We start from the raw sequence: 23,354 nt of genomic DNA, 5'->3' as shown, positions 1-23,354 counted from the left end.
CCCCAAGGCAACTACCTTCCAGCACACCGCCCCAGGCCCAAGGAACGGGAACGCCCCGTTCCCGAACCCCTGACGCCCCACCTCTCCCCGTCCCGCGTATCACCGCGCTCCCCACCAGCAGCTTCCCCCAACCACCGCTCAGCCACTGCTCACCCACCGCCAACGGCAACTTTTAGCGCGCTTGTGAAATTTTTCACAAATCGCCCTTGCCCCCCGCCACCCCGGTAGCATCTTCCGGCTCCATGGCCTCCGCCGCGACCAAGTCCAAGATCTCCTACAAGCAGGGCAAGCAGCCTCACGCTCGTGAGCACCGCCTTATCTTCAAGAATGTGGACCGCGAAGGGTATGACCCATCCATCGAGTGCTATCTGAAGGACGGCGGGTACGAGCAGCTCAAGAAGGCCATGGGCATGGAGCGCCAGGCCATCATTGATGACGTGAAGAAGGCCGGCCTGCGCGGTCGTGGCGGTGCCGGTTTCCCGACGGGAGTGAAGTGGGGCTTCATCCCGCCCACGAATACCAAGCCCGTCTACCTCATCTGCAACGCAGACGAGTCCGAGCCCGGCACCTTCAAGGACCGCTACATCATGCACCAGGACCCCCACCAGCTCGTGGAGGGCATGGTGATTTCCTGCTTCGCGGTGAAGGCCAGCCTCGCGTACATCTACATCCGCGAAGAGTTCCCGGAAGCTGCCATCATCCTGGAGAAGGCGCTCGATGAAGCGCGCGCGAAGGGATTTTTGGGCAAGAACATTCTCGGCAAGGGTTACGACCTCGAGATCTATGTGCACCGCGGCGCGGGCGCGTACATCTGCGGTGAAGAGACCGGCCTCATCGAGTCGCTCGAAGGCAAGCGCCCCTACCCGCGCATCAAGCCACCGTATTTCCCCGCGGCGCTCGGCCTCTACATGTGCCCCACGATTGTGAACAACGTGGAGTCCCTCTGCCATGTGAAGCACATCATCGAGATGGGCGGCGAAGAGTACGCCAAGCTCGGTACGCCGAACAACACCGGCACCCGCATCCTCTGCGTGAGTGGCGACGTGCAGAAGCCCGGCTACTTCGAAGTGCAGGTGGGCAAGGTCACCATGGGCGAGGTCATCAATGACCTCTGCGGCGGACTCAAGCCCGGTCGCAAGCTCAAGGCCATCATCCCCGGCGGCTCGTCTGCCAAGGTGCTGCGCGCCGATGAGAAATTCAAGCTCAAGGACGGCCGCGAGCTCACCATCATGGACATCCCCATGGACTTCGACACCATGGCGGCCTGCGGCTCCATGGCTGGCTCCGGCGGTGTCATCATCATGGATGACTCCCGCTCCATGTCCTGGGTCATCAACAACCTGAACGCCTTCTACGCCCACGAATCCTGCGGCCAGTGCACCCCCTGCCGCGAGGGCTCCCTGTGGATGAAGAAGATCAGCGACCGCATCGTGGCCGGCACCGCCAGCCCCTCGGACGTGGATGAACTCGAGCGCGTCGCCAACAACATCGAAGGCAAAACCATCTGCGCCTTCGGCGAAGCCTGCTCCTGGCCGACCCAGAGCTTTGTGAAGAAGTTCCGCGATGAGCTGAAGTCCGGCACCCGTGAGGAGCTGGAAGGCAAGGTCGTCAATCCCGAGACGGTGCTGGCGGCGGCGGGGATTAAGGGGTGAGAGAGAAGTGCGAATCCGCCGAGCGCTGCAATGTGATTTGCTGATGTTTGGGAATCAGGTGCAGAAAGAGGCCGGACGTTGTCGTGTATTGCTGGGCTATGTAGGCACAACCGAATACGTAAAAGGCGTCAGGTTGCAGGATTCGCGCAATGATCCTCCGAGCACAAAGAATCTCGGATTCCGTTCAAAGTCGAAGAGGCGATATAGGAAGTAGATCTTCTTGTTCGCGTCGGAGAATTCCACTTCGTTTGCTGACGCGAAGAAGCGTGACATCTGTCCGAACCGGGTGGTCTTTGCTTCTATCAGACGTTCTCGTCCATCGGTTTCGAACGATAGGATATCGTAGCCCATATGATCGCCCCTCGTATCTGACACATGCTCGACTTGCCCGGCCAGTGCCTTCTTGCCAGCTCGTCGTAAGCGTTCACGCTCGTAGTGCAGAATGAATTCTTCACCTGCCCGACCAAGCGAATGGTTCATGGCTTCGATCTCAAGGTAATTGCGCCTGATGAACGCCGTCTTCTTTCTAGCCTCCTCCTGGAGCAGCTCTTTGATTTCTTTCCGCTTGGGCGGAGGAACTACAATTCTGTTCAGGCCCTTCTTTGGAATCGGTGACAAGGTTGCTGGGGCATGCACCTTCTTGCTAACTAATCGATTGATGACAATTTGGTTTTTAAGCCGTGTCTCAATGACATCGCGCAGTAGGTTTTGATAGCGTGGAAGGGGTTTGTACCCATCGATAAATGGGTAGCCAAGGTGCCAAAGCACGGCGCTTATGTTCTGATGCTTCTTCTCAACGGAACCGCGTGAACGGTTTGGAATCAGTTTTCGCAGGATGCGATTGTGCTCTGCCTTGTTGAAGGTTTCTCCGCGGAGCTCCTTTTCCCACATGGCGAAGTAGTCAGCAACAATCGCTTCAACTTCATTCTGCGACCAGTTTTCCGACTCTGACATCCCAGGAAAATACCGGGGAGAATCGTTACAAGCAACGTCTTTCCAACACCGCTACAACCAAGCCAGAGTCGCCTCATCTTGTATGGAACAATCCTCCGACCTCGATCCCGCTGCCGTGTTTGCCGGAGCCCTCTCGATCTGGAATGCCTGCTGGCAGGCTGTGGATCATGATCCCAAACGCAATCTGAGCGAAGTCTATCATGGGGGGGATGAGTTTATGCGCCAGTTGATGCGGGTGGCGTCGCTGTTCGAATCCTGGTGCGCCGACAGAGTTGACTTTGAGTGTCTGGATGATGTGTGGCCCTACTTGCTGGAAGATAGATTCGGGGATGCTTGCCTTGAGGTGATGGGGCCGGAGTGTTTTGCGAGCTTTGATGAGATGGACTGCCTTCGAGTGGCTTTACATCTGAGGCTGCCTGTCAAAGTGCTGGAGGGGCTGGCAGTGCCCGTGAATCTGACCGAAGAAAACACCAATTCAGAGTCATCGTTTTGCCAGCTCCAGATTCGCACTGTGCGCCGATCTGAACCTGAAGGTGACATTCGGCAGTATGGTGCCAACGACGATCCAGAAGACCCCGACTACGGACCCGTCATCTATGGTCTGTACGGATTGGAGTCCGATGGCATTGCAGAGCACATCGCAGACCGGGACACTTATGCTGGCGCAAAGGCGTTGGCTCTAAAGCTTGCGCCGGGCATCCCTTTTCCCGAGGTCCCAACACTGCTGGATTCATTTCCTCGGCATGACTCATGAGCTGGAACTGTGCTGCAGCGCGTACTCTCGTGAACGACTACACTGAGGAGCCAATGCCGGACATCTTCACCAGAGCCAAGCGAAGCGATGTGATGTCGCGCATCCGTTCCCGAGGGAACAGGAATACCGAGCTGCGCATGGTCGAAGTCTTCCGCAGCAACGGTATGAGAGGATGGAGACGGCATGCGCGTTTGAGGGGTGAAGGTCAGGTCACTGACAGGAAGATTGGCAAACGGGTGTTGAGGTCGTTCACCTTCCGACCGGACTTCATCTTTCCGAAATTGAAGGTCGCGGTGTTTGTGGATGGGTGTTTCTGGCATGCGTGTCCGAAGTGCTATATCCGGCCCAAGCAGAACCGGACGTTTTGGGATGAGAAGCGGGAGATGAATCAGGCGAGGGACAGGAAGCAGTCGCGTGCGTTGCGGAAGAAGGGGTGGACGGTGGTCCGTCTGTGGGAGCATGATTTGGCGAAGAAGCGGGAGAAGTGGCTGCTGGGGAAACTGAGGAGGGTGTTTGCGATGGGTGAGCAATAGCTGAGCGATGGTTGAGCGGTTGTTTTATTGGGGTGCTGGTTGTTGGTCTTGGTTGGTGTTGCTGGGTTCTTGTTCTCGACTATCGTGCAGGATGTCGGTGAACCTTTTCCGTTTCGGCAGTGTGCTTCATGCTGTTGCCGTGCTTGCACTGGCGGTGCTGGTCTCATGCGGTACCACGGCCCGGCACTACAAGGGAAAGGAGGGCACCACGGATGCCGATGGTGATATCATCTGCATGAAGCACCGACAGAAAGTAATCGAAGTAGATGGCTATCGGCAGTCAGATGAAATCTGCGTGCTGCCCGATCCAGACTACATCAAGTGGCGGATTGCTTTCCCAATGCCTCGTCCCCTTGGGGTCAGTAGTACCAGGAGCGCGTTCTACGTTGAGCCGGTGCATTACATCTACTGTTCTGCGTGCGAGGAGGCGATTAAGGTGAAGATGGAGGAAGAGAAAAAACGGCGTCGGACCCTTTCGAAATTTGGACTGAAGACTGGTGGGTAAGGGGACCCATGGTTATTGGGTCGCACGCGAGGCGGTGTGATAGATCGGATTGAGGTCGCGAGATGAGGGCAGGATGAGGTTTGACGCTGGGCGCTTGGGATATGATCCCCCTGGGGGCAGCGGGAGGCACCCTGGCTGGCGCCTTGTTTGCTGTGCCCAAGGCAGGAACCGACTTTCAGCGGAACGGGTCGATGGATGATGCCGGATGACTGAGTACGGCTGAAGCCGTAGCTACTTTGGGTTGAGGGGCGACGCTGGCTGGCACGGCTTGGTCTTGCCTTTCGGGACTCTTCCGCGCTACTGTGGTGGCATGGCACAGGCATCGTCACCGCATATTCATCCTCTTTTCGATCTCACGGGCAAGGCGGCATTGGTGACGGGAGGGAGCAAGGGATTGGGGAAGGCGATGGCGCGGGGGTTTGCGGAGGCGGGGGCGGATGTGTTCATCTCGAGCCGGAGTGAGGAGGAACTGAAGCGGGCGGCGTCGGAGATTGGTGAGGGCTTATCCGTGAAGGTGGAGTGGATGGTGGCGGATATGGTGGACCGAGCGCAGGTGAAGGCGCTCGCGGCGGAGGCGGAGAGGCGGCTGGGCAAGGTGGATATCCTGGTGAACAACGCGGGGAGCAATGCACCGCAGGCGATTGATGAAATCACGGATGAGGCGTGGGATCGCATCGTGGAACTGGATCTCACGAGCTGCATGGTGCTGACGCGGGCGCTGGTGCCGGGGATGAAAGCGCGGAAGTGGGGTCGTGTCATCCATGTGTCCTCGGTGCTCGGGGTGGGATCGAAGGAGAAGCGCAATGTGTATTCCGCGTGCAAGGCGGGTCTCATTGGCATGGCCAAAGCGAGTGCACTGGACCTGGGGACGTACAACATCACGGTGAACTGCCTGTGCCCGGGACCGTTCCTCACGGATCTGCCGATGAGTCTCTTGAACGATCAGGAGAAGGAATCGTTTGCGACGCGCACGGCGTTGCAGCGCTGGGGGCAGCCGAGGGAACTGGCGGGGCCGGCGTTGTTGCTGGCGAGTGAGGCGGGGAGCTATATCACCGGTGAGGCGCTGCTGGTGGATGGTGGGGCGTATGCGAGGGCGCTGTGATCCGGTGCGACGGTGAGCGGTGCGGCGGTAGGACGGTGGGAGTTTGCTGTGGTTGAGCAGTTGTTAGGCGCGGTTGAACCCCTTTGGTCATTGGCGTTGCGAAATGGTTTTTGGTAGGGTGCTGCTGCGTCGGCGCCCTGACTAGAGAGGGCGGAGGAGGTGCGGAGCATTGCGTGAATTGCACACGCTGGGTTATTCCACCCAGTTCCACACCGCCTCCGCCCACGAAAATTTGGAGGCCGGCGCAGCAGCCCCCTACCGGTGATTTGATGGGCGATACTTACGACCGGAGGAATGTCGGTCGAAGGCTGTGTTCCCGTGGTAGCCACGCTCATGACCTTCCCCACCCTTTGTATTTCTTGCGTCTTTTTGCGGCTAATTCTTCAGTGATTCTTGGGGCTTATGCTGAGCACTTTCCGAGGTCTTCGAAGCCGCAGTGTAAAGGGGCCCAGAAGATTTTTTGATACAAACGGAGGTGGGTCTACATGCAATCAGAGAACGGATGAGAGTCTCTTTTGAATCTCTCCCAAATCCAACTCTAACCAACGTCATGAAAACTCTTGCTATAGTTGCCCTCGCGATTGCTGGCTTCACCTTTGCCCCCACCACTGCGAGCGCTCACGATCACGGAATCAAGTTCAACAAGGCCAAGCACCATCACTCCTTCCACTGTGCACCGGTGTATATGGGCACCAAGGAGATCTGCCGCACGACGCAGTGCCGGTATGGCTACGACAGCTGCGGTCACCAGTACGTCTACCATGTGACGGTGGTGACGTATGCGAACTACTACAGCGACGGTTCTTACACGACGTTCCAAAAGGTCTACCGTGCGTAAGCGGTTGGGCTGAACCAGATCCAGAACGGCAGCGCAGGCATCGCGCTGCCGTTTCTATTTTTGATGACGTGATGGGCGTCCGCTTGCAGTTCGAGGCATGGCAGTGAGCGTGAGTGCAACGATCCAGATGCTGTGCCGAAGGCCTTGGACTGCGCGCAGCCTGCTGCCGCTTTCCTCAAGTGCAGCCTGCTGCACGCTATGCTGCGACGAAGTCGCCTACTGTTCTCCGGTAGCGTGTGATCACGAGCGAGTGGTTCCATCGCCACAGTCCCGCAGAGCGGGATGGACTCTGGAAAGCGGCAGCAGGGCTGCGCGCAGTCCAAGGACGCTGCGCATCACAACATCTGGATCAATCGTGTATGCCTTATCTTTGGATCGAGCAGGCAGGCTCTCTCAGATGGGCTCCGCCTTTTCGTGCTCGACGGTTTCTTTCACCACTTCAGGTGCCAGCACGCATAGCTCCTGAGGGCGTGTTCTTATCTTCAGCGGTGACGTGAGTTTCTTCACCTCGCCATCGACCATCACGGGGATCACGCCTTTGCGACGGACGACGATGTCGAGTTCGTCGCAGTGGAAGATGGTAAGTTCCTTGTCCTGCTTGAAGCGGCCGAGGATCCACGAGATGAGGGCACGGGTCATGCCGATGTTCGTGCGGTGGTTGGAGACGTAGATGGTGAAGTAGCCGCCGTTGATGCTTTTGCGCTTGGGGATGAGGCCGAACATTTCCTCGTAGTCATTGTTCGCGAGCAGGGCGAAGCGGGTACGCCGGTGGATCTCCTTGCCATCCAGCACGAGTTTCAAGTCGAGCGGGGGGAAGGTGGCCATGCTGCGGAAGGCGAGCATGCAGGTCTGCAGGGTGCGCACCACCCAGTTCCCATGGTGCTCGGGCTGGGCCATCTTCAGCGCGGGGAAGAAGCCGAGGACGCACACGCAGCAGTAGAGGCCGCCATTCACCTCCATGAGGTCCATGCATGTGGCTGGCGCGGTGGCGAGGGCGGCGACGGCTTCCTGCCAATCCAGCGGAATGTTCAGGTCACGCGCGACGATGTTGAAGGTGCCGAATGGGAGCACGCCCAGCGGCTTGTCCCCGCCGGCGAGCAGTGCCGCAGCGGCGGCCACGGTGCCATCGCCCCCTCCGACGACGACGGCATCGCTGTCGTCGTCCCTGGCCTGCTTCAGCGTGGCTTCCAGCTCGGACCCCTTCACGAGGTGCACGGTGGCGGTGATGCCGTTTTTGAGGAACTCGGTCTTCAGGTCCTCTGCCAGGGTTTCGGGGCCGAGGGTGGAAACGGCGCCGGACTCGCGGTTCAGCACCACGGTGGCGGTGGTCCAAGCGGGGTGCGGGGCGCTGGTGGGGGAGTCGGCGTCGGTCGCAGGCATGCGGAGGGAAAGGGGCGGTGTGATGTGCTACCTCGAAATCGGGTGTGGATTGGGAGGTGGAGGGGGAGTGATGGAATATCGGAGTGATGGAATGATGGCAGCGAGATGTTCGGGGGACTCCACGTCTGGCGGGAGTGGGGAGCCGTGGGATGGCCCTTGGGGCGTGTTGCTCCTTGAACGGGAGTGGCTTCTGAATGCTCGGGAGGTGGGAGTATTTGTTTGTGCGGGTGGTCTTTCCGTGCCCTGATCGCACAAGGAGTGGGTGAGCTGCCATTCGCGCTTGTGAAATTTTTCACAAATTCCCCTTGCTGGACACTCCCGCGAATCCATTAATGCTTCTCGCCTTATTACGATGAGTACTGCCCCTGCCAGCGCCTCCGCCTCGCCGCCTCCGGTGGACACGGTGAACGTGCAGATCAATGGCAAGTGGCACAAGTTCCCCAAGGGCATGCGCATGATTGAGGCGTGCCGTATCGCGGGTGAGCTGGTGCCCCACTACTGCTATCACCCGAAGCTTTCCTCCCCCGGCAATTGCCGTATGTGCCTCGTGGAGATGGGCATGCCCCCGCGTCCCACCCCCGGCCAGGAGCCTGCAAAGGACGAGCACGGCATGCCGGTCATCGGCTGGATGCCGCGCCCGGTCATCGCCTGTGCGAACACGGTCAGCGAGGGCATGGGCATCCGCACCGAAGGCAAGCTGAGCGAGGAATGCCGCCGCGGCGTGATGGAGCTCCTGCTCATCAATCACCCCCTCGACTGCCCCATTTGCGACCAGGCCGGTGAGTGCCGCCTGCAGGAGTTCAGCGTGGAGCATGGCAATGGCCAGAGCCGCTTCCGTGAAGAGAAGGTCAAGAAGCCGAAGAATGTCGATGTAGGCCCGCGCGTGCGTCTGGATGACGAGCGCTGCATCATGTGCTCCCGCTGCATCCGCTTCTGCGCGGAGATCGTGGATGACCCGGTGCTTGGATTCACCGAGCGCGGCAGCCATACCACCCTGGCGGTGCACCCGGGCAAGCGCCTGGAGAACAACTACTCGCTCAATACCGTGGACATCTGCCCGGTGGGAGCGCTGACCTCGAATGACTTCCGCTTCCAGCAGCGCGTCTGGTTCCTGAAGGAAACGAAGTCCATCTGCACCCACTGCGGCCGCGGCTGCAACATGGAGATCTCCTCCCGCCAGCAGACCATCTACCGCCAGACCCCGCGCGAGAACAACGACGTGAACAGCACGTGGATGTGCGACCGCGGCCGTCTCGACTTCCATTTCGTCAACAGCGAGTTCCGCCTCACCCAGCCGCTCGTGAAGAAGGCTGGCAAGCATCAGGCCGCAACGTGGAAGGACGCCATCCTCGCCGTGGCGCAGGGTGTCGCCGGAGTGCCCGCGGACCAGATTGCCGTCATCGCCTCCGCGCGCATGACGAACGAAGAGCTCTATCTCGCGAAGGCCCTCATCAAGGCGCTCGGCACCTCGCAGTTCGATGTGGTGCCGCGCACGCGCGAAGCAGACAACTACCTGCGCGCTGCCGACATGAACCCCAACAGCAATGGGGTGCGCACCATCTGGGGCACCGAGCCCGGCAAGCAGCTGGACCAGATTATTGCGGACATCACGTCCGGCAAGGTCAAGGTCGTGCTCGCCCTCGGCGAAAACCTCCTGAAGCTCGGCCTCACCAAGGAGGTGCTGGGCAAGCTGAAATTCCTCGCCTCCAGCCACGTGCTGGCGAATGCCACTGCTGAGCTCTCCCACGTGGTGCTCCCCGGAGCGACCTATGCCGAGAAGCGCGGCAGCATGATCAACGTCACCGGCCGTCTCCAGCGCCTGAACAAGGCCGTGGAACTCCCCGGCGAAGCGCATGACGATTGGGAAATCCTGCGTGACCTCATCCTCGCCGTGAGCGGCTCGAACGGTCTCCACTCCGTGGACGATGTCTTCAAGCGCATGGCGGCGGATATTGCAATCTTCCAGGGCAAGACCCTGCGCAGCATTGGCGACCTTGGCGTGCAGGTGATGGAAACTGACGAGAAGATCCCGCTGCTGGAGCGCGAACGCGAGCGCAAGGCGAAGGGGATTATTGTTGGGTAGTTCTTGGTGGTCCGCACAGTCCCCTGTGCGGTCAGGTCGCCGCATCCCACTGAGGGGGCAGGAGTGCCCCGATTTTTTGGGGGAAGCTTTCGCTTCCCTGTGTTTGAGGGCGATCCATCCGTGATTTCTGCAAGAAACGCGATGTTGAGCGCTCTATTGATGGATGTTCAAGAGCTTCCTGATTGTCTTCTCGCTTCTCGTCAGTTCGTTTCATGTCAGTGCTGCGGATTCTCCTGCCCCGGTCAAAGTCGTCATCGCGGGCTTGGTGCACGGCCATGTGAGTGGATTCCTGCACAAGGCGAATCAGGGTTCGGTGGAAATCGTGGGCATCTACGAGCCCAACCAGGAAGTGGTGAACCGGTACAAGGAACGCTTCCAGCTCGAGAAGGTGTCCTTTGGCGCTGATCTCCCGAAGATGCTGGATGAGTTGAAGCCGCAGGCCATCTGGGTTTTCACCAATACGTATGACCATCTGGCCGCGGTCGAGGCGGCGGCTCCGCGTGGCATTCACGTGATTGTGGAAAAGCCTCTGGCGGTGGACAAGGCCGCAGCGGATCGCATGGCTGCGCTGGCCAGGGAGCACAAGATCCATCTCCTGACGAATCTTGAGACGACGTGGTATGCGTGCCTTGGCGAAGCGCACCGCATTTGTGTTGAGGAGCAGCAGCTCGGCGTGCTCACGAAGATCGTGGGCCACTTCGGCCACCCTGGTCCTGACAGGGTGCAGCCTGAGTTCCTTGAGTGGCTGAAGGATCCGAAGTTGAATGGGGGAGGAGCTTCGTCGGACTTTGGGTGCTACGGCGGAGTCATCACGACCTGGCTGCTGGGAAATCAGCGCCCGAAGTCAGTCACGGCCGTCTTCCAGACGAACCGGCCTGAGACGTGGACCAAGGTGGATGACAATGCGACGCTCATCCTTGAGTATCCGCATGCGCAGGGCATCATCCAGGCGTCTTGGGATTGGACGTTCCCGCGCAAGGACGTGGAGATCTACGGTCGGAAGGGGATCATCCGGACGATCAATCCCACGGACTATGACATCCGGTTGGAGCGTGCGAAGAGCTTTGAGCAGAAGACTGCGGCTCCGCTGCCCGCGCCCTATGGAACTTCGGTAGAATATTTCGCGGCGGTGATCCGGGGTGAAATCGATCCGAAGGGCAGCATGTCCTCCCTGGAGACGAATCTCATTGCGATGGAGATTCAGGAAGCGGCACGCGAGTCTGCCAAGACCGGCAAGAAAGTGGTGCTGCCATGAAGGGCTGATCACGCCCCATTCATCTTCCCTGCAGGAAATCAGTCATTGCCCGACGCCTCCGTTTCGGGACGGTGTCCGTTCAATGTCCGACCACCCCCTGCTGCGCCGCTTGCCGTCATCCTCCGGCGCCTCCAATGACGACCTGCTGAGCTGCTTCCTCGACTATGTAACGGAGAAGAAGCTGGAGCTGTACCCCGCCCAGGAGGAGGCGGTGCTGGAGCTCTTCGAGGACAAGAATGTCATCCTCAATACTCCGACTGGCTCTGGAAAGTCGCTGGTGGCGACGGCGTTGCACTTTCGCTCGCTGGCGATGGGTCGGCGCTCGGTCTACACCAGCCCGATCAAGGCCCTGGTGAATGAGAAGTTCCTCGCGCTCTGCCGTGACTTCGGGCCGGACAACGTGGGCATGGCCACGGGTGATGCCACGGTGAACCGCAATGCGCCCATCATGTGCTGCACGGCCGAAATCCTCGCGAACTACGCGCTGCGCGACGGTGCCCAGGCCCCTTTTCGCGAGGTCATCATGGACGAGTTCCACTATTACGCGGACCACGAGCGTGGCGTCGCGTGGCAGGTGCCTCTTCTCACCATGAGTGAGTCGAGGTTCTTGCTCATGTCCGCCACCATGGGCGCGACTGAATTTTTCCGGGACGAACTCACCCGCCTGACACGCGCGGAGACCACCATCGTGTCCTCAAGAGAACGCCCTGTGCCCTTGGAGTTCAGCTATGTGGAGACACCAGTGGATGTTACGCTGCAAGAGTTGGTCGAGGCCAAAAAGACGCCCGTCTACCTTGTCCATTTCACGCAGAATGAAGCCGCGCAGGCTGCGCAGGATTTGATGAGCTTGAACTTCTGCACTCCGGCAGAGAAAGCCTCCATCAAGGATTTCATGATGGGCGTGAAGTTCACGAGTCCCTATGGAAAGGAAGTGAAGAGATACCTCGCTCATGGCGTCGGCATTCACCATGCCGGACTGCTGCCGAAATACCGCATGCTGGTCGAACAGCTCGCGCAGCGTGGTCTGCTGAAAGTCATCTGCGGCACGGACACGCTTGGGGTAGGTGTGAATGTCCCCATTCGCACGGTGCTGCTGACGCGCCTGAGCAAGTATGGCGGACAGAAGGTGTCCACCCTTTCTGCGCGAGACTTCCATCAGATCAGTGGCCGCGCCGGACGACGTGGCTTCGACGACATCGGGTATGTGGTCGCGCAGGCACCGGAGCACGTCATCGAGAATCTCAAGATGGACGCCAAGGCGGCGGGCGATGCGAAGAAGCTACGCAAGATGGTGAAGAAGAAACCACCGGAGGGCTTTGTGGGGTGGAATGAGGACACCTTCAAGAAACTCCAGTCGGCATCACCCGAGCCGCTGACCTCGCGCTTCCAGGTTTCGCACGGCATGCTGCTCCAGGTGCTCAGTCGTGATGGCGATGGTTGCCGTGCCATGCAGCGTTTGATTGCGGACTCGCACGAGCCGCCGAAGGCGAAGAAGCAGCACCGAAAGCGTGCCTGGCAACTCTTCCGCGCGCTGGTGGAGCGCAAGATCATCGAGATGCTTCCCAAAGCTGAGCGAGCCGAAGGGCGGAAGCTGCGGCTGAACGTTGAGCTTCAGGATGACTTCTCGCTCAACCATACGCTGGCGCTCTATGTGATCGACACCCTTGCCATCATCGATCCTGCATCGCCGACCTATGCGGCGGATATGATGACGCTCTGTGAGTCCATCATGGAGAATCCGGACACCATCCTGCGCCGCCAGCTCAGCAAGGTGAAGGACGATGCGATGGCCGAAATGAAGGCCGAGGGCATTCCGTACGAGGAGCGCATGGCCCGGCTGGAAGAGCTGGAATATCCAAAGCCGTGCCGCGATTTCATCTACAGCACGTTCAACGAGTTCCAGGCAGAGCATCCCTGGGTGGGTCAGGATCACATCCGCCCCAAGAGCATCGCCCGCGAGATGTTCGAGAACTTCCGCAGCTTCGCAGACTACATCAAGGACTACGAGCTCGACCGTGCCGAGGGCGTGCTGTTGCGCCACCTCTCCGGCGTGCACAAAATCCTTACGCAAACCGTGCCGGACAAGTTTAAGACCGAATCGGTGCAGGAGATGGAAGCCTGGCTCGCGGGTGTGCTGCGCGGCACCGACTCCAGTCTGCTGGATGAATGGGAGCGCCTGCGTGACCCCAACTGGAAACCGAGCGAAGACGAGCCTGCCTCCAGGGAGCCCGCGGACATTACGCGGAACAAGCGTGAGTTCATCGCACTGGTCCGCACCGAAATCTTCCGCTTCCTCCGCCCTCTCGCCATGGGGAACTACAAGCTCGCGGCATCCCAGTTCTCTCAGCTTCGGTCGATTTGGAGTGAAGAGAGCCTCATTGCCACGCTGGATCCGTATTACGACGAGCATGAGCGCATCAGCATTGACAACGAAGCGCGCAATGGCCGCCACACGTATGTGGAGTCGAGCGAGGACAAGCGCACCTGGCGCGTGTGCCAGGTGCTGGTGGATCCGGAAGGCCTGAACGATTGGCAGATGGAGTTCAGTGTCGACCTGGAGCAAGCGCGCGAGGCTGGCAAGCCGACGCTGGCGCTTTTGGGGATTGGGCCGGTGGTGGTAACGTGACGTTGTGTGCAGCATTTCAAAGGAGCGCGGGCACTCTTGTCCGCCATCCCTGACGCACCACGCTCTTTCACCTGGCAGGCAAGGCCACTTTCCACCAGCTACTTCAGAAGCGTCACCAGCAGCCTCTACATGAATGAGGTCGCCACACTGCGGAACGGCGGACAAGAGTGTCCACGCTCCTTTGCCCAGCCCCTCGCTTCCGGCGCGAAGACCCATTTCAATTGTTGATGGCATCAACTGCTGCGCGCATCCCCGTGCCGGCTGGGTGGTGCGGAGATGAACGCGGGCAGGGGACCGAGATTGCCATCACCCTCGGCGGCCTGCTCACGCAGCGCTGCAGCGATGGCGCGTGCCAGTTGCGCACGATAGGCGGGGTTGGCGAGTGACTTCGCTTCGCGAGCGTTGGTGATATAACCACCCTCGACGAGGATGCATGGCACCATCGGATTGCGCGTCAGCCTCAGGCGACGGCGTACGAGGCCGCGCGAGTTGTCCTGTGCGGAAACGCCCGTGAGATTACGCTGCACACGCTTCGCCAGGGTGTAGCTGTCCACCCGCCACCAGTACGTCTCCGGTCCCGCGAGTCGCCGCGAGCCTGCGTTGAAATGGATGCTGACGAGGACGCTGTCTTTTTTGTTAGCGATACGAACGCGGTCATCGAGGTCCACAAACGCATCCGAATCGCGCACCATCACCACACGAAAGCTTCCCCGCAATTCACTGCGGAGACGCCTCGCCAGGTCAAGCGTCAGCGTCTTCTCCACCAATCCCGTGCGGCGTGACACCGCCCCCGAATCTTTTCCACCATGTCCAGCATCCACCACCACCGTGCCAAAGCCGCTTGGCCCCGCTCGATTTCCCCACTGGTCCAGTCTGGAACTGCTGGGTCCCCTGGAGGCAGACGAGGAGGAACTGCAACTCGCCAGCAGCAAGGTCAGCGTCAACAACGCCATGCCACTGGAGAGAAGAAGGAATGAACTGCGATGCGGTTTGCTCGTGGTCATTTCTTGTTGGCCGTCACCTTGGGAAGTATTGCACAAATACAAGGATGGGTCAGTCAACAATACCTCTCGCGAGAGGATCAGACCAACCATGTGATGTAGTGCTCCAGCTGCACGAAAGCTTCCGCATCCGACTCGCAGGACTCGCGGATGAGGAGCAGGGTGGATGCCTTTTCCGCTCGGAAAGACCTTAGTACTTCGGAAAAATATCCGGCGTCGGGAAGCGGTCTTCGTGGCTGAAGGTGCCGCCGCTGTTGAGGTATTCCTCGCGGGGCATGTGGACATCGGGCCAGCTGGCGGGGCGAATGCGGATGATGCGGGTGGGGCGGATGCCTTCGGTGATGAGGTCCGTCTCAAAGCGGACCTGAATGCCGCTGCTGCCCAAGGGGGGCTCTCCGGTCGCTTGCGTGACATCGAGGATGGAGCCTTGTGAGGCCATCTGTGTGGGGCCGGAGGTGCCGCCTTCCGTGTGTTTCAAGGTGTTCTCTACGCCATTCACCAACACCCGGCGGTTCTTCTTGTAATCGTCGTAGAGAGAAACGTCCATGCCACCGAACAGGGTTGCGGTCACCGTGGCGCGACCGAACTTGCCATACTCTACGGCATCCACCCATGCAGGCATCCAGCGGCTGCGGATGAAAGCCTTGTGTGTCTCAGTCTGATTCTTCGCCGCGCGTTGCATGGAGGCATCGTCCAGCCAGATGTCTGAGATGTGGAAGCGGGTGAACACACCGCCGAGTGTGGGCTTCCACGTGATCCCCAGCAGGACGGCTTGGCCATTGAGCAATTTCTTTCCACTCGCGGGCCAGGCTCCCTCTGCGATCAGGTCGGAGATCTCAAGGCATTCGCGACCACGCCAGATGCGTGTGGCGGCATCGAAGCTCAGGGTTTCTTCGCTGACCTTGCTGTCTCCGCCCGGACCAGCTTTCGGCTCGCGACTGGCGACGATCGTGCCCTCGTTGTTTTTGAGTTCCAGTTCCTTGAGCTTCCAGACCAAACCCTCGCGCTGGCAGCGGCTGGGTTCGTCTTCGAGGAGGAGAACGTGGTTCTCCGCGGGGGCAGAGCCGATGTCGCCGTAGCTGGATCGTTTGTCCTTGCTGTCGACCGGTAGCACGGGTACGGCGGAGATCTTCGGATCGGGGGGAAGGAAGGCACGGACGTGCAGCACGGTCCCGAGCGGAATGTCCCGAAGATCCGCGGGTGCGCCGTGATAACGAACCATGCCGTAGGGAAGCATGGCAAAAGGATGCGGCTCATTCCGGCGAAATACGCCATTCCCCTGTACGCGAATGCTGCCGCGACGGTTTGCGTGATCTACGAACACCAGCTCACCGCGATAGGAATAGGCTTTTTCCAATGGGGGGAACTTGCCAGCCTCAGGACGGAACGGTTCGTCTGCGGCAGCGGTGGCGTGGGCGTACAGAAGGGAGGTGAGGGTGAGGAGAAGGATGACGCGGTTCATGTCCATTGTGCCTGGTTCCTGTTTTTTAAAGGGCAGCTTTCTGGCAAGGCGAGTAGTTCGGCGGAGCGGAGCATATGTGTGCCAGCGTCTTGCCACGCGTTCGTTCCACACCTCCTCCGCCCACCTGATTAGGAAGCCGGCGCAGCGGCTCCCCACCGGTGATTGGGCTCGCCATACGATAGATCAGAGGAGTGTCGTGAGCGTTGCCTGGAGTTTAAGTGACGGGAAGGCATTGTGGATTCAACGTCTCAACGGGCTGCGAGGAACAGGGAACTACTGCGGAGTAAACTTCACAGCGACCTTGGGTACTGCGGCTTGGATCCTGGCCTGGGTCTCGGGGGAGTAACGTTTCGGGTAATAGAACTTCAATTCCTTGAGGAACGTGAAGGCGGTCAGTTGCGACAGAAGTGCATCGGTCATCTCAAGGTGGCCGAACTCCAGAGACTCGAGCTGCGTCATGGTGGCGAGCAGCTTGAGATCGTCCTCGGTAGTGGTCTTGCAGTTCGTGAGCGTGAGTCGCTTCAGCGATTTGATCTCCTTGATGATGGGCAGGGATTCCGATTTGTCGAAACCTTCGCCGAGCTGGAGGTTTTCGAGTGGCAGCGCGGTGATGTTCCTCAACGCAGCAGGCGTAGCGAGTGCTCCCAGTTCGAGGCTCTTGAGCTTAACGAGCTTCGCAAGGTTCGGAGCTCCGGCATCGGTGAATTTTGCATGTGCGAGGCTGATGCTTTCGAGGTTGGGCAGGTGGTCGCAGAGTTCCTTCAAGCCTTCGTCATCAATCTTGCTGCCGCGATGGCTCACGCGGGTGAGCTTGGTGAAGCCCTCAAACTTCGCATAGGCTTTGCCGGTGATGGCGGTGCCGACGAAGGAGAAGCTCTCCAGATCCTTCAGTCCGGCGAGTTGCACCATGCCCGCGTCTGTGAGCTTGCCGTTGTTCGTGAATCGCAGGGTCTTGAGCTTGGTAAGCTTCGCGATGTGTGGCATCCACTCGTCGTTGAACTTGGTGGAGATGACGTTGAGCGATTCGAGCGTGGTGATGTGGCCGAGGTGCTCGAAGAAAGCCGCGTCATAGGGATCGTCCTTGCGATGATCATGCGGGCCGGTGTTGGGCACGGCGAGATCGACAAGCTTGAGACTCTGGCCGTCCTCGGTCTTTTCGACTTTGCCCTTGGCGCCTTCCACGGTGCGGATGACCGCTTCGACATGAGGGTCGAGGGCGAAGGCCGTGGTCGAGCACGCGAGAGTGGTGAGGGCGCAGAAGAGCGCAGCGGGTGACTTCATGAGGAAAGGGAGCGAGGGAGCGGTGGAGTAATGGAGTGCTGGAGTTGTGGAATTCCAATACTCCGTTACTCCAGGCGGCGTCAGTACTTGGGAAAGATGTCCGGGGTCGGGAAGCGATCTCCGGCGTCGGTGCCGTCACCGAGATATTCCTCGCGGGGTACCTGTACCTGGGGCCACTCCGAAGGACGGATGCGGATGACTCTCGTGGGGCGGATGCCTTCGATGACGAGGTCCGTCTCAAACTTGACCTGGATGCCACTGCTGCCCACAGGGGCCTCTCCCTCGATCTTCGTGACGTTGAGGATGGGGCCTTTGGAAGCCATGTGCGCGGGGCCGTATCCGCCTCCGGCGTGCTTCAAGGTATTCTCGGCTCCATTCACCAGCACCTGTCCGCCCTTCTTGAAGTCGGCATACAGGGAAGGATCCATGCCTCCGAACAAGGTCACGGTCACCGTGGCGCGACCGAACTTGCCATACTCCACATTGTCCACCCAAGCTGGCATCCAGCGGCTGCGGATGAAAGCTTTGTTCAGCTCGGTTTGATTCTGCGCGGCACGTTGTGTGGCGGCGTCGTCCAGCCAGATGTCCGAGATGTGGAAGCGGGTGAATACACCATCGGGCGTGGGCCTCCAGGTGATCCCGAGCAACACGGACTGGCCATCGAGTGCTTTCTTGCCACTCGATGGCCAGGCTCCCTCTGCGATCAGGTCGGCGATGCTCAGGCATTCGCGACCGCGCCAGACGCGGGTGGCGGCGTCAAAGGTGAGCTTTTCCTCGGTTGCTTTGCTGTCGCCACCGGTGCCCGTCTTCGGTGCGAGGCTGGCCATGATCATGCCCTCGTTGTCCTTGACGTCCACTTCCTTCAGCTTCCAAGCGAGACCTTCGCGCTGGCAGTGGCTGGGTTCGTCTTCCAGGAGGAGGATGTGGTTCTCGGCTGGCGCGACACCAGTGCCGCTGTAGCCCGCGATCTTGTTCTTGTTATCGACGGGCAACACCGGCACGGCGGAGAGCTTCGGGTCCGGCGGGAGAAAGCCGCGGACGTGCATTACGGTGCCAAGCGGGATGTCCCTCAGATCCGCCGGCGCACCGTGATAGCGCACCACGGCATATGGCAGAAGCGCGAAGGGCTGCGGGGCATTGCGGAAGTACGTGCCGCCCTCACCCTGCACGCGGACGCTGCCACGGCGGTTGACGTGATCCACGAACACGAGTTCACCCCGGTAGGTATGCGCCTTCTCAAGAGGAGGAAACTTCCCCGCTTCGGGACGGAACACATCAGTTCCTGGTACTTGGTTCTTTGTTCCTTGTTGTGCGTGGGCGGCGTTTGTGGAGAAGGAGAGGCCGAGGCACAGGGCCAGAAGCCAGGGGGCACGGATCATCGGAGAGAGGGAGTAGTGGAGTGGAGGAGCAATGGAGTATTGGAATAACGGAGCAATGGGATGATGGAGTTTTGGAGTGATGAAACGATGTGGCTCCCATCACTCCATGATTCCACTACTCCATCACTCCATGCGCTCACCTCACAGCGCGATCACCTTGTTGCTGTCGCCGAACTTGTCCGTCTCCACGCCCATGCGCTGGGCCATGAGGAGGAGCAGATTGCTCATGTGAGCGTCGGTGTTCACGGGGCGGCTGCAGACCTGATAGTGCGCGCTGGTGAGCGCTCCGGCTGCGTTGAGCGCATAACCTTGGAATCCTGCAGCCTCCTTGTTGAAGTCCAGATGCTGGCCGTGCTTCAAGCCGAGGTCCGAGCCACCGGCGAGCACGAGCGGGAGGTTGGCATTGCCATGGCTGTGACCGTAGGACATGCCGCTGCCGAAAAGGGACATGGTGGAGCCGAGCAACGATTTGCCGCTGAGGTCCTTGGTTTCCTCCAGCCTCGTGAGGAAGTAGCTGTACTGCTCGATGGCGAAGGTGTCGTAGTTGGTGAGCTTCTCCATATAGCCCGGGTCACCGCCGTGGTGGCTGAGCTGGTGGCGTGACTCCGTGATGCCGATTTCAGGAATGGAAATCGCCTGACCCTCACCACCGAGGCTGAAGGTGGCCACGCGGGTCACATCCGTCTGGAATGCAAGCACCATGAGGTCATAGACCGTGCGGAAATAATCACCCGCCTTGGTGTCGGGGATGTCGCGATTGGTGCGCTGGCGGTCGGCTTCGGAGATGACCGGGAGCGGTGTATCCAGCCAGGCATCAGCCCGTCGCGTGCGGATTTCGGCCTCACGCACGGACGTGAGGTATTGATCCATGCGTCCCTTGTCCTGCTTGCCCATTTGCTTCTCCAGGCGACGCACCTCGGCGAGGTTGTCATCCAGCACGCTGCCCTTGCGGCGCAAGGCGCGGCGCTGGGCTGCGATACCGCCCTTGGGTTCTGCGAACATCGAGGCAAAGATCTCACTGCAGCGACGCATCGCAGGCAGGCGCACTCCGTCCGCCGTCCACGCGAGAGATTCCTGCGTGATAGCAACTTCCAAAGACGGATAGCGCGTATGCTGCGCGGTGATCTCCGCCATCTTCTGGTCCACCGAGATGGTGTTCTTGTCCGAAGGTCCGAGCTTGCCGCCGGTCAGCCACACATTGATGCAGTTGTGGTGATGGCTCAGGCTGCCCGGGTGGTGCAGACCGCTGATGGGCGTGATGCTCTGGCGATGCTTCTCCAAGGGCTTGAGCGAATGAGAAAACTTGTAGTCCTTCCCCGACGTGGTGATCTGGTAGTTCAGCGAATGCACGCCGTTCGCCAGATAGATGAACGCGCTGCGCTTGGGCGTTTCAGTGATCGCCGCGGCTGCCGCCGCCTGTCTCGGGACCATGCACTCCAGCAGAGGCAGCGAGATGAAAGAGCCCAATGCCTTGAGGGCATGGCGGCGGTCGATCAGCCAGGATTGGGACAGGTAGTTGCTCATAGTATCGGATTTTAAAGAGGGGAGATTGCGGAGCGAGCGTTAGCGTTTGCGCATGAGGTTGGAGACCGCCACGGCGCGGACGATGTCCTTCACGCCGTATTTGTTTTTCTTCGCTTCTGCGGCGATGGCCGCGATGTCGTCTTCGTCATCCACGGTGAGCACGCGGCGGAGGCCGTAGGTGGAAAGGTGTTCGATGAAGGCCTGAACGAACTTGTCACGGTCCTCGATCAAGAGCCGCTTGAATTCGTTGGGATCCTTGAAGTGGCGACCGTCGGGCATCTCGCCGGCGGGATTCACCATGGGGTCCGCGCCGGTTCCTGCGGCGACTTTTTCATGGGTGCGCCACTGGCCGATGGCATCGTAGTTGTCCCATGCAATGCCCAGCGGGTCGATCTTCGCGTGGCAGGCGGAGCAGTTGGCGTTGTCGCGGTGCGCCTCCAGTTTTTCGCGGAGGGTAGCCTTGGCGCTTGTAGGAGGATTGGGTTCGATCGCGGGCACGTTGGCCGGCGGTGGTGGCGGCGTCTTGGCGAAGATCACTTCGCTGAGCCAGACGCCACGGTGCACGGGGCGGTGGCGCGTGCCGTCGGAGGTGAGCCCAAGCGATGCGCCCATGGTGAGCAGGCCACCGCGACGATCTTCGGGCTTGAGCGAGACGCGCTGGAAGGCATCCGTCTTCGGCTCTGGCAGACCGTAGAAATCGCAGAGCCGCGAATTGGCCATGGTCCAGTCGGAATCGAGGAAGCTCTCCATGGGGAGGTTCTTCACCAACACTTCACGGAAGAACTCCACCGGCTCTTCCCGCATGCTGGTCTCCAGCCACCGGTCGTAGGTGGGGTAGAGCTTCTTATCAGGCGGGAACATGCCCACGCGGTGCAGCTGCAGCCACTGGCGGGAGAAGTCATCGACGAAGCGATTGATCCGGCTGTCCGTCAAAATGCGGTCGACCTCTTTTTTCAGTCCCTCGCCGTTCAGGGTGCCACCCTTTGCTGCGGTGAAGAGGGCGTCATCCGGCATGGAGCTCCACAGGAAATACGAGAGCCGTGAGGCGAGTTCCAGGTCGGTGAGCTTCTCGCGGGCCTCCGGCGAGCCTTCCACGATGTAGAGGAAGTTGCGGGAGGTCAGCACGCCCTGCATCGCCACGCGATAGGCCTCGGCCGGCTTTTCGCCTGCTTCGCGCTCCTCGCGATAGGATTTCAGATAGTCCTCCAGCTCCTCCTTGTTCACCGCCCGGCGCCAGGCACGCTCAGCGAAGCGCTGCAGATGCTCCGCGACCACCTCGGGCGTCGCGTCGTCGGCCGGCACCAGATTCTTGCGGAGGGATTTTTCCGCGTCTGTTTCCAATGGTCCCTCCCATTCGATCCAGTCGAGGAGGACCGTGGAGAAGAGGCCGTTCCCCTTGCCGTCGAACATCTGCGGGGCATTTGGGTTCAGGAGCAGGGTCTCGCTGCTGTGCGTGAAGATGTAGCCTCCCCGGCTGGAGAGCGCGTTGCGGAAGGCTGCACCACTCCTTCTATCCACCACATCGGTGGCCACGACGCAGAAGTCCAGCGATGCCGGCATTTCGAGAAACACCTCAAACTCGTACACCTGCGGCTTGTCCTCCGGCGCCGTGATGTCGAAGTCGATGAGGCCATCCACCGTCTCCTCCCCGGTGCGCTTGCCGATGCTCAAGTGCGCGGGCTGGCCACCGGGCGGACGGACGCCGCTGGCCTGGATGCGCACTTTGTAGAGGCCGCTGTGCTCAGGTCCCGTCTTGCCGAACCAGTTGGCTGAGAGCGCATTCTGGACGGTGCCAGGGAAGAGGAGGTAACGCAGTGGCCGTTTGATGCCGAACCGGTCCAGCGCTGCCTGCTGGTCCTTCCCGCCGCTATAGCGCAGGTCCGCCGCCGTCTTGCGGACTTTGCGGGCCTCGCCGGACGCGGCGGGGAAAGCACGGTCGAGCACCGTGCCTGCGGCGCGGTAATAGCGATCCACATGCGACGGCGAAAGCGACAGCTCCGAGCCGATGCGCTCAAATCCATGCCAGAGTGTGTCCTCGTTCAGCTCACCCGGTTTGGCGGGATCGTATCGAACGCCGAGAAGGTCATAGACCGTGTTCTGATACTCTTTGCGGCTCAGGCGGTAATGCGACACGGCAGGGCGAGCTGCCATGCGCGCTGCCCGGCCCTCTTTGATTTTCGAGTCGAGTGCCGTGACGAATGCCTCGATTTCTTCCTGCGTCGGTTTCTTCTCCTTTTTCGGAGGCATCTCGCCGGAATTGACCTGTTCAATCACTTCTGCCCAATGATGGGAATCCGCGCCCAGCTTGAAATCGCGTGAAAGCTTGTCGATTCGCAGGTCCCCCTTCTCCTTCTCGGGGCCATGGCAGCTGATGCAGTGCTTCTCCAAGAAGGCGTCAAACGGTTCGGCTGCGCCGACGGCACTGGCAAGACCAAGGCTGGCGACTAGGGTGGCTGGAAGGTTGAAAACTGAGCGTGTCATTGGAACTGAAATCAATACACACCCGGCGCAACCTTCTTGCTCGACCCCGGGTTCTCGGGGTGAAGCGCGCAGGCGGATCGACGGGGGATTTCCATGTACGGCTCCACCTGATGATCTCATTCACCGCGTCGTCAGCGGATCGCTGTTATTGTAACATTCGGGTTCGGTGTTGCGGTCAGTGGGCACACCCCTCCCGATCCGTCTCAAATTGAGCGGAGTCGTATGTGGGTCAGGACCCATTGAAATCCCCGGGGCTAGGGCTTCTTCCGTCGCTCCTTTTGCGCGGGATTGCGGATAACCTTCGAGCTTAGAGGAGTGTATATCGCAATTCGTGTTCAGCGAGCTGCGGCTACTATGGCGACCAAGAGCGTGAACCTTGGACTGACGGGACTGGGCAAGGTGCTCACCTGCATCGAGCGGGGGACGCTCTGAGCAGAGCGTCGTTTTCTTTGCGACAGAGCGCCATGCCTCGCCCTCTCTGCTACTTCTCGGCGGCGAGACGCTTCCGAGGGCCTCCCGGCGAAGAAGAAATTTCGCTCACTGA

Annotated in this window: 17 protein-coding genes; 9 read left to right on the top strand and 8 right to left on the bottom strand. The window is 60.0% G+C overall.

Translation table 11 applies throughout. From position 1 onward, the window contains the following. Window positions 1-242: 242 nt before the first annotated feature. The gene (gene nuoF, locus DES53_RS26415) at window positions 243-1,652 is read left to right on the top strand and encodes an NADH-quinone oxidoreductase subunit NuoF (RefSeq protein ID WP_211325705.1); all 1,410 of its coding nucleotides are present in this window, start codon (window positions 243-245) and stop codon (window positions 1,650-1,652) included. 96 nt (window positions 1,653-1,748) lie between these two features. Here nuoF and DES53_RS26410 read toward each other — a convergent pair whose 3' ends face one another. Then, window positions 1,749-2,606 carry a protein NO VEIN domain-containing protein gene (locus DES53_RS26410; protein ID WP_113961339.1) on the bottom strand — a complete coding sequence of 286 codons (858 nt, stop codon included), beginning with the start codon at window positions 2,604-2,606 and terminating at the stop codon, window positions 1,749-1,751. Window positions 2,607-2,688: 82 nt separating this feature from the next. On the opposite strand from DES53_RS26410, the gene DES53_RS26405 reads away from it, so the two are divergent. The 5 genes from DES53_RS26405 to DES53_RS26385 all read left to right on the top strand — a co-directional run bounded on the left by DES53_RS26405 (window position 2,689) and on the right by DES53_RS26385 (window position 6,338). Further along, the gene (locus DES53_RS26405; RefSeq protein ID WP_113961338.1) at window positions 2,689-3,360 is read left to right on the top strand and encodes a hypothetical protein; all 672 of its coding nucleotides are present in this window, start codon (window positions 2,689-2,691) and stop codon (window positions 3,358-3,360) included. A gap of 29 nt (window positions 3,361-3,389) precedes the next feature. After that, window positions 3,390-3,893, top strand: a complete 504-nt coding sequence (locus DES53_RS26400) for a very short patch repair endonuclease (RefSeq protein WP_245958277.1) — start codon at window positions 3,390-3,392, stop codon at window positions 3,891-3,893. Between the two features lie 91 nt (window positions 3,894-3,984). After that, a complete protein-coding gene (locus tag DES53_RS26395) occupies window positions 3,985-4,398 on the top strand; it encodes a hypothetical protein (protein ID WP_113961337.1) in 414 nt (137 codons plus the stop codon). A gap of 310 nt (window positions 4,399-4,708) precedes the next feature. Beyond that, the gene (locus DES53_RS26390) at window positions 4,709-5,500 is read left to right on the top strand and encodes an SDR family NAD(P)-dependent oxidoreductase (RefSeq protein ID WP_113961336.1); all 792 of its coding nucleotides are present in this window, start codon (window positions 4,709-4,711) and stop codon (window positions 5,498-5,500) included. Between the two features lie 550 nt (window positions 5,501-6,050). Then, window positions 6,051-6,338, top strand: a complete 288-nt coding sequence (locus DES53_RS26385; RefSeq protein WP_113961335.1) for a hypothetical protein — start codon at window positions 6,051-6,053, stop codon at window positions 6,336-6,338. Window positions 6,339-6,731: 393 nt separating this feature from the next. Here DES53_RS26385 and DES53_RS26380 read toward each other — a convergent pair whose 3' ends face one another. Then, window positions 6,732-7,718: a diacylglycerol/lipid kinase family protein gene (locus DES53_RS26380; RefSeq protein ID WP_113961334.1), complete on the bottom strand. Its 987-nt coding sequence runs from the start codon at window positions 7,716-7,718 to the stop codon at window positions 6,732-6,734. Window positions 7,719-8,070: 352 nt separating this feature from the next. Between DES53_RS26380 and DES53_RS26375 the strand changes: the two genes are divergently transcribed. The 3 genes from DES53_RS26375 (at window position 8,071) to DES53_RS26365 (ending at window position 13,682) form a co-directional block, all read left to right on the top strand. After that, window positions 8,071-9,801 carry an NADH-quinone oxidoreductase subunit G gene (locus DES53_RS26375; protein WP_170157431.1) on the top strand — a complete coding sequence of 577 codons (1,731 nt, stop codon included), beginning with the start codon at window positions 8,071-8,073 and terminating at the stop codon, window positions 9,799-9,801. Window positions 9,802-9,964: 163 nt separating this feature from the next. After that, complete coding sequence (locus DES53_RS26370; protein ID WP_113961333.1) at window positions 9,965-11,056, top strand: Gfo/Idh/MocA family protein; 1,092 nt, start codon at window positions 9,965-9,967, stop codon at window positions 11,054-11,056. Window positions 11,057-11,138: 82 nt separating this feature from the next. Next, entirely contained in the window at window positions 11,139-13,682 is a 2,544-nt protein-coding gene (locus DES53_RS26365) for a DEAD/DEAH box helicase (protein ID WP_113961332.1), read from the top strand. Between the two features lie 233 nt (window positions 13,683-13,915). On the opposite strand, the gene DES53_RS26355 is transcribed toward DES53_RS26365, so the two are convergent. The 6 genes from DES53_RS26355 to DES53_RS26330 all read right to left on the bottom strand — a co-directional run bounded on the left by DES53_RS26355 (window position 13,916) and on the right by DES53_RS26330 (window position 22,810). Continuing rightward, entirely contained in the window at window positions 13,916-14,686 is a 771-nt protein-coding gene (locus DES53_RS26355; RefSeq protein WP_170157430.1) for an N-acetylmuramoyl-L-alanine amidase family protein, read from the bottom strand. A gap of 187 nt (window positions 14,687-14,873) precedes the next feature. Continuing rightward, entirely contained in the window at window positions 14,874-16,145 is a 1,272-nt protein-coding gene (locus tag DES53_RS26350) for a hypothetical protein (RefSeq protein WP_113961485.1), read from the bottom strand. A 273-nt stretch (window positions 16,146-16,418) separates the two neighbouring features. Next, window positions 16,419-17,426, bottom strand: a complete 1,008-nt coding sequence (locus DES53_RS26345; RefSeq protein WP_113961329.1) for a leucine-rich repeat domain-containing protein — start codon at window positions 17,424-17,426, stop codon at window positions 16,419-16,421. Between the two features lie 80 nt (window positions 17,427-17,506). Continuing rightward, complete coding sequence (locus tag DES53_RS26340) at window positions 17,507-18,805, bottom strand: hypothetical protein (RefSeq protein WP_113961328.1); 1,299 nt, start codon at window positions 18,803-18,805, stop codon at window positions 17,507-17,509. A gap of 141 nt (window positions 18,806-18,946) precedes the next feature. Next, complete coding sequence (locus DES53_RS26335) at window positions 18,947-20,329, bottom strand: DUF1552 domain-containing protein (RefSeq protein ID WP_113961327.1); 1,383 nt, start codon at window positions 20,327-20,329, stop codon at window positions 18,947-18,949. A gap of 39 nt (window positions 20,330-20,368) precedes the next feature. Next, entirely contained in the window at window positions 20,369-22,810 is a 2,442-nt protein-coding gene (locus DES53_RS26330; RefSeq protein ID WP_113961326.1) for a DUF1592 domain-containing protein, read from the bottom strand. Window positions 22,811-23,354 lie beyond the last annotated feature (544 nt).

Source organism: Roseimicrobium gellanilyticum (assembly GCF_003315205.1).
In the GTDB taxonomy this organism is placed as follows: Bacteria; Verrucomicrobiota; Verrucomicrobiia; order Verrucomicrobiales; family Verrucomicrobiaceae; genus Roseimicrobium; species Roseimicrobium gellanilyticum.
This window is presented reverse-complemented; position numbering and strand designations above follow the sequence as displayed.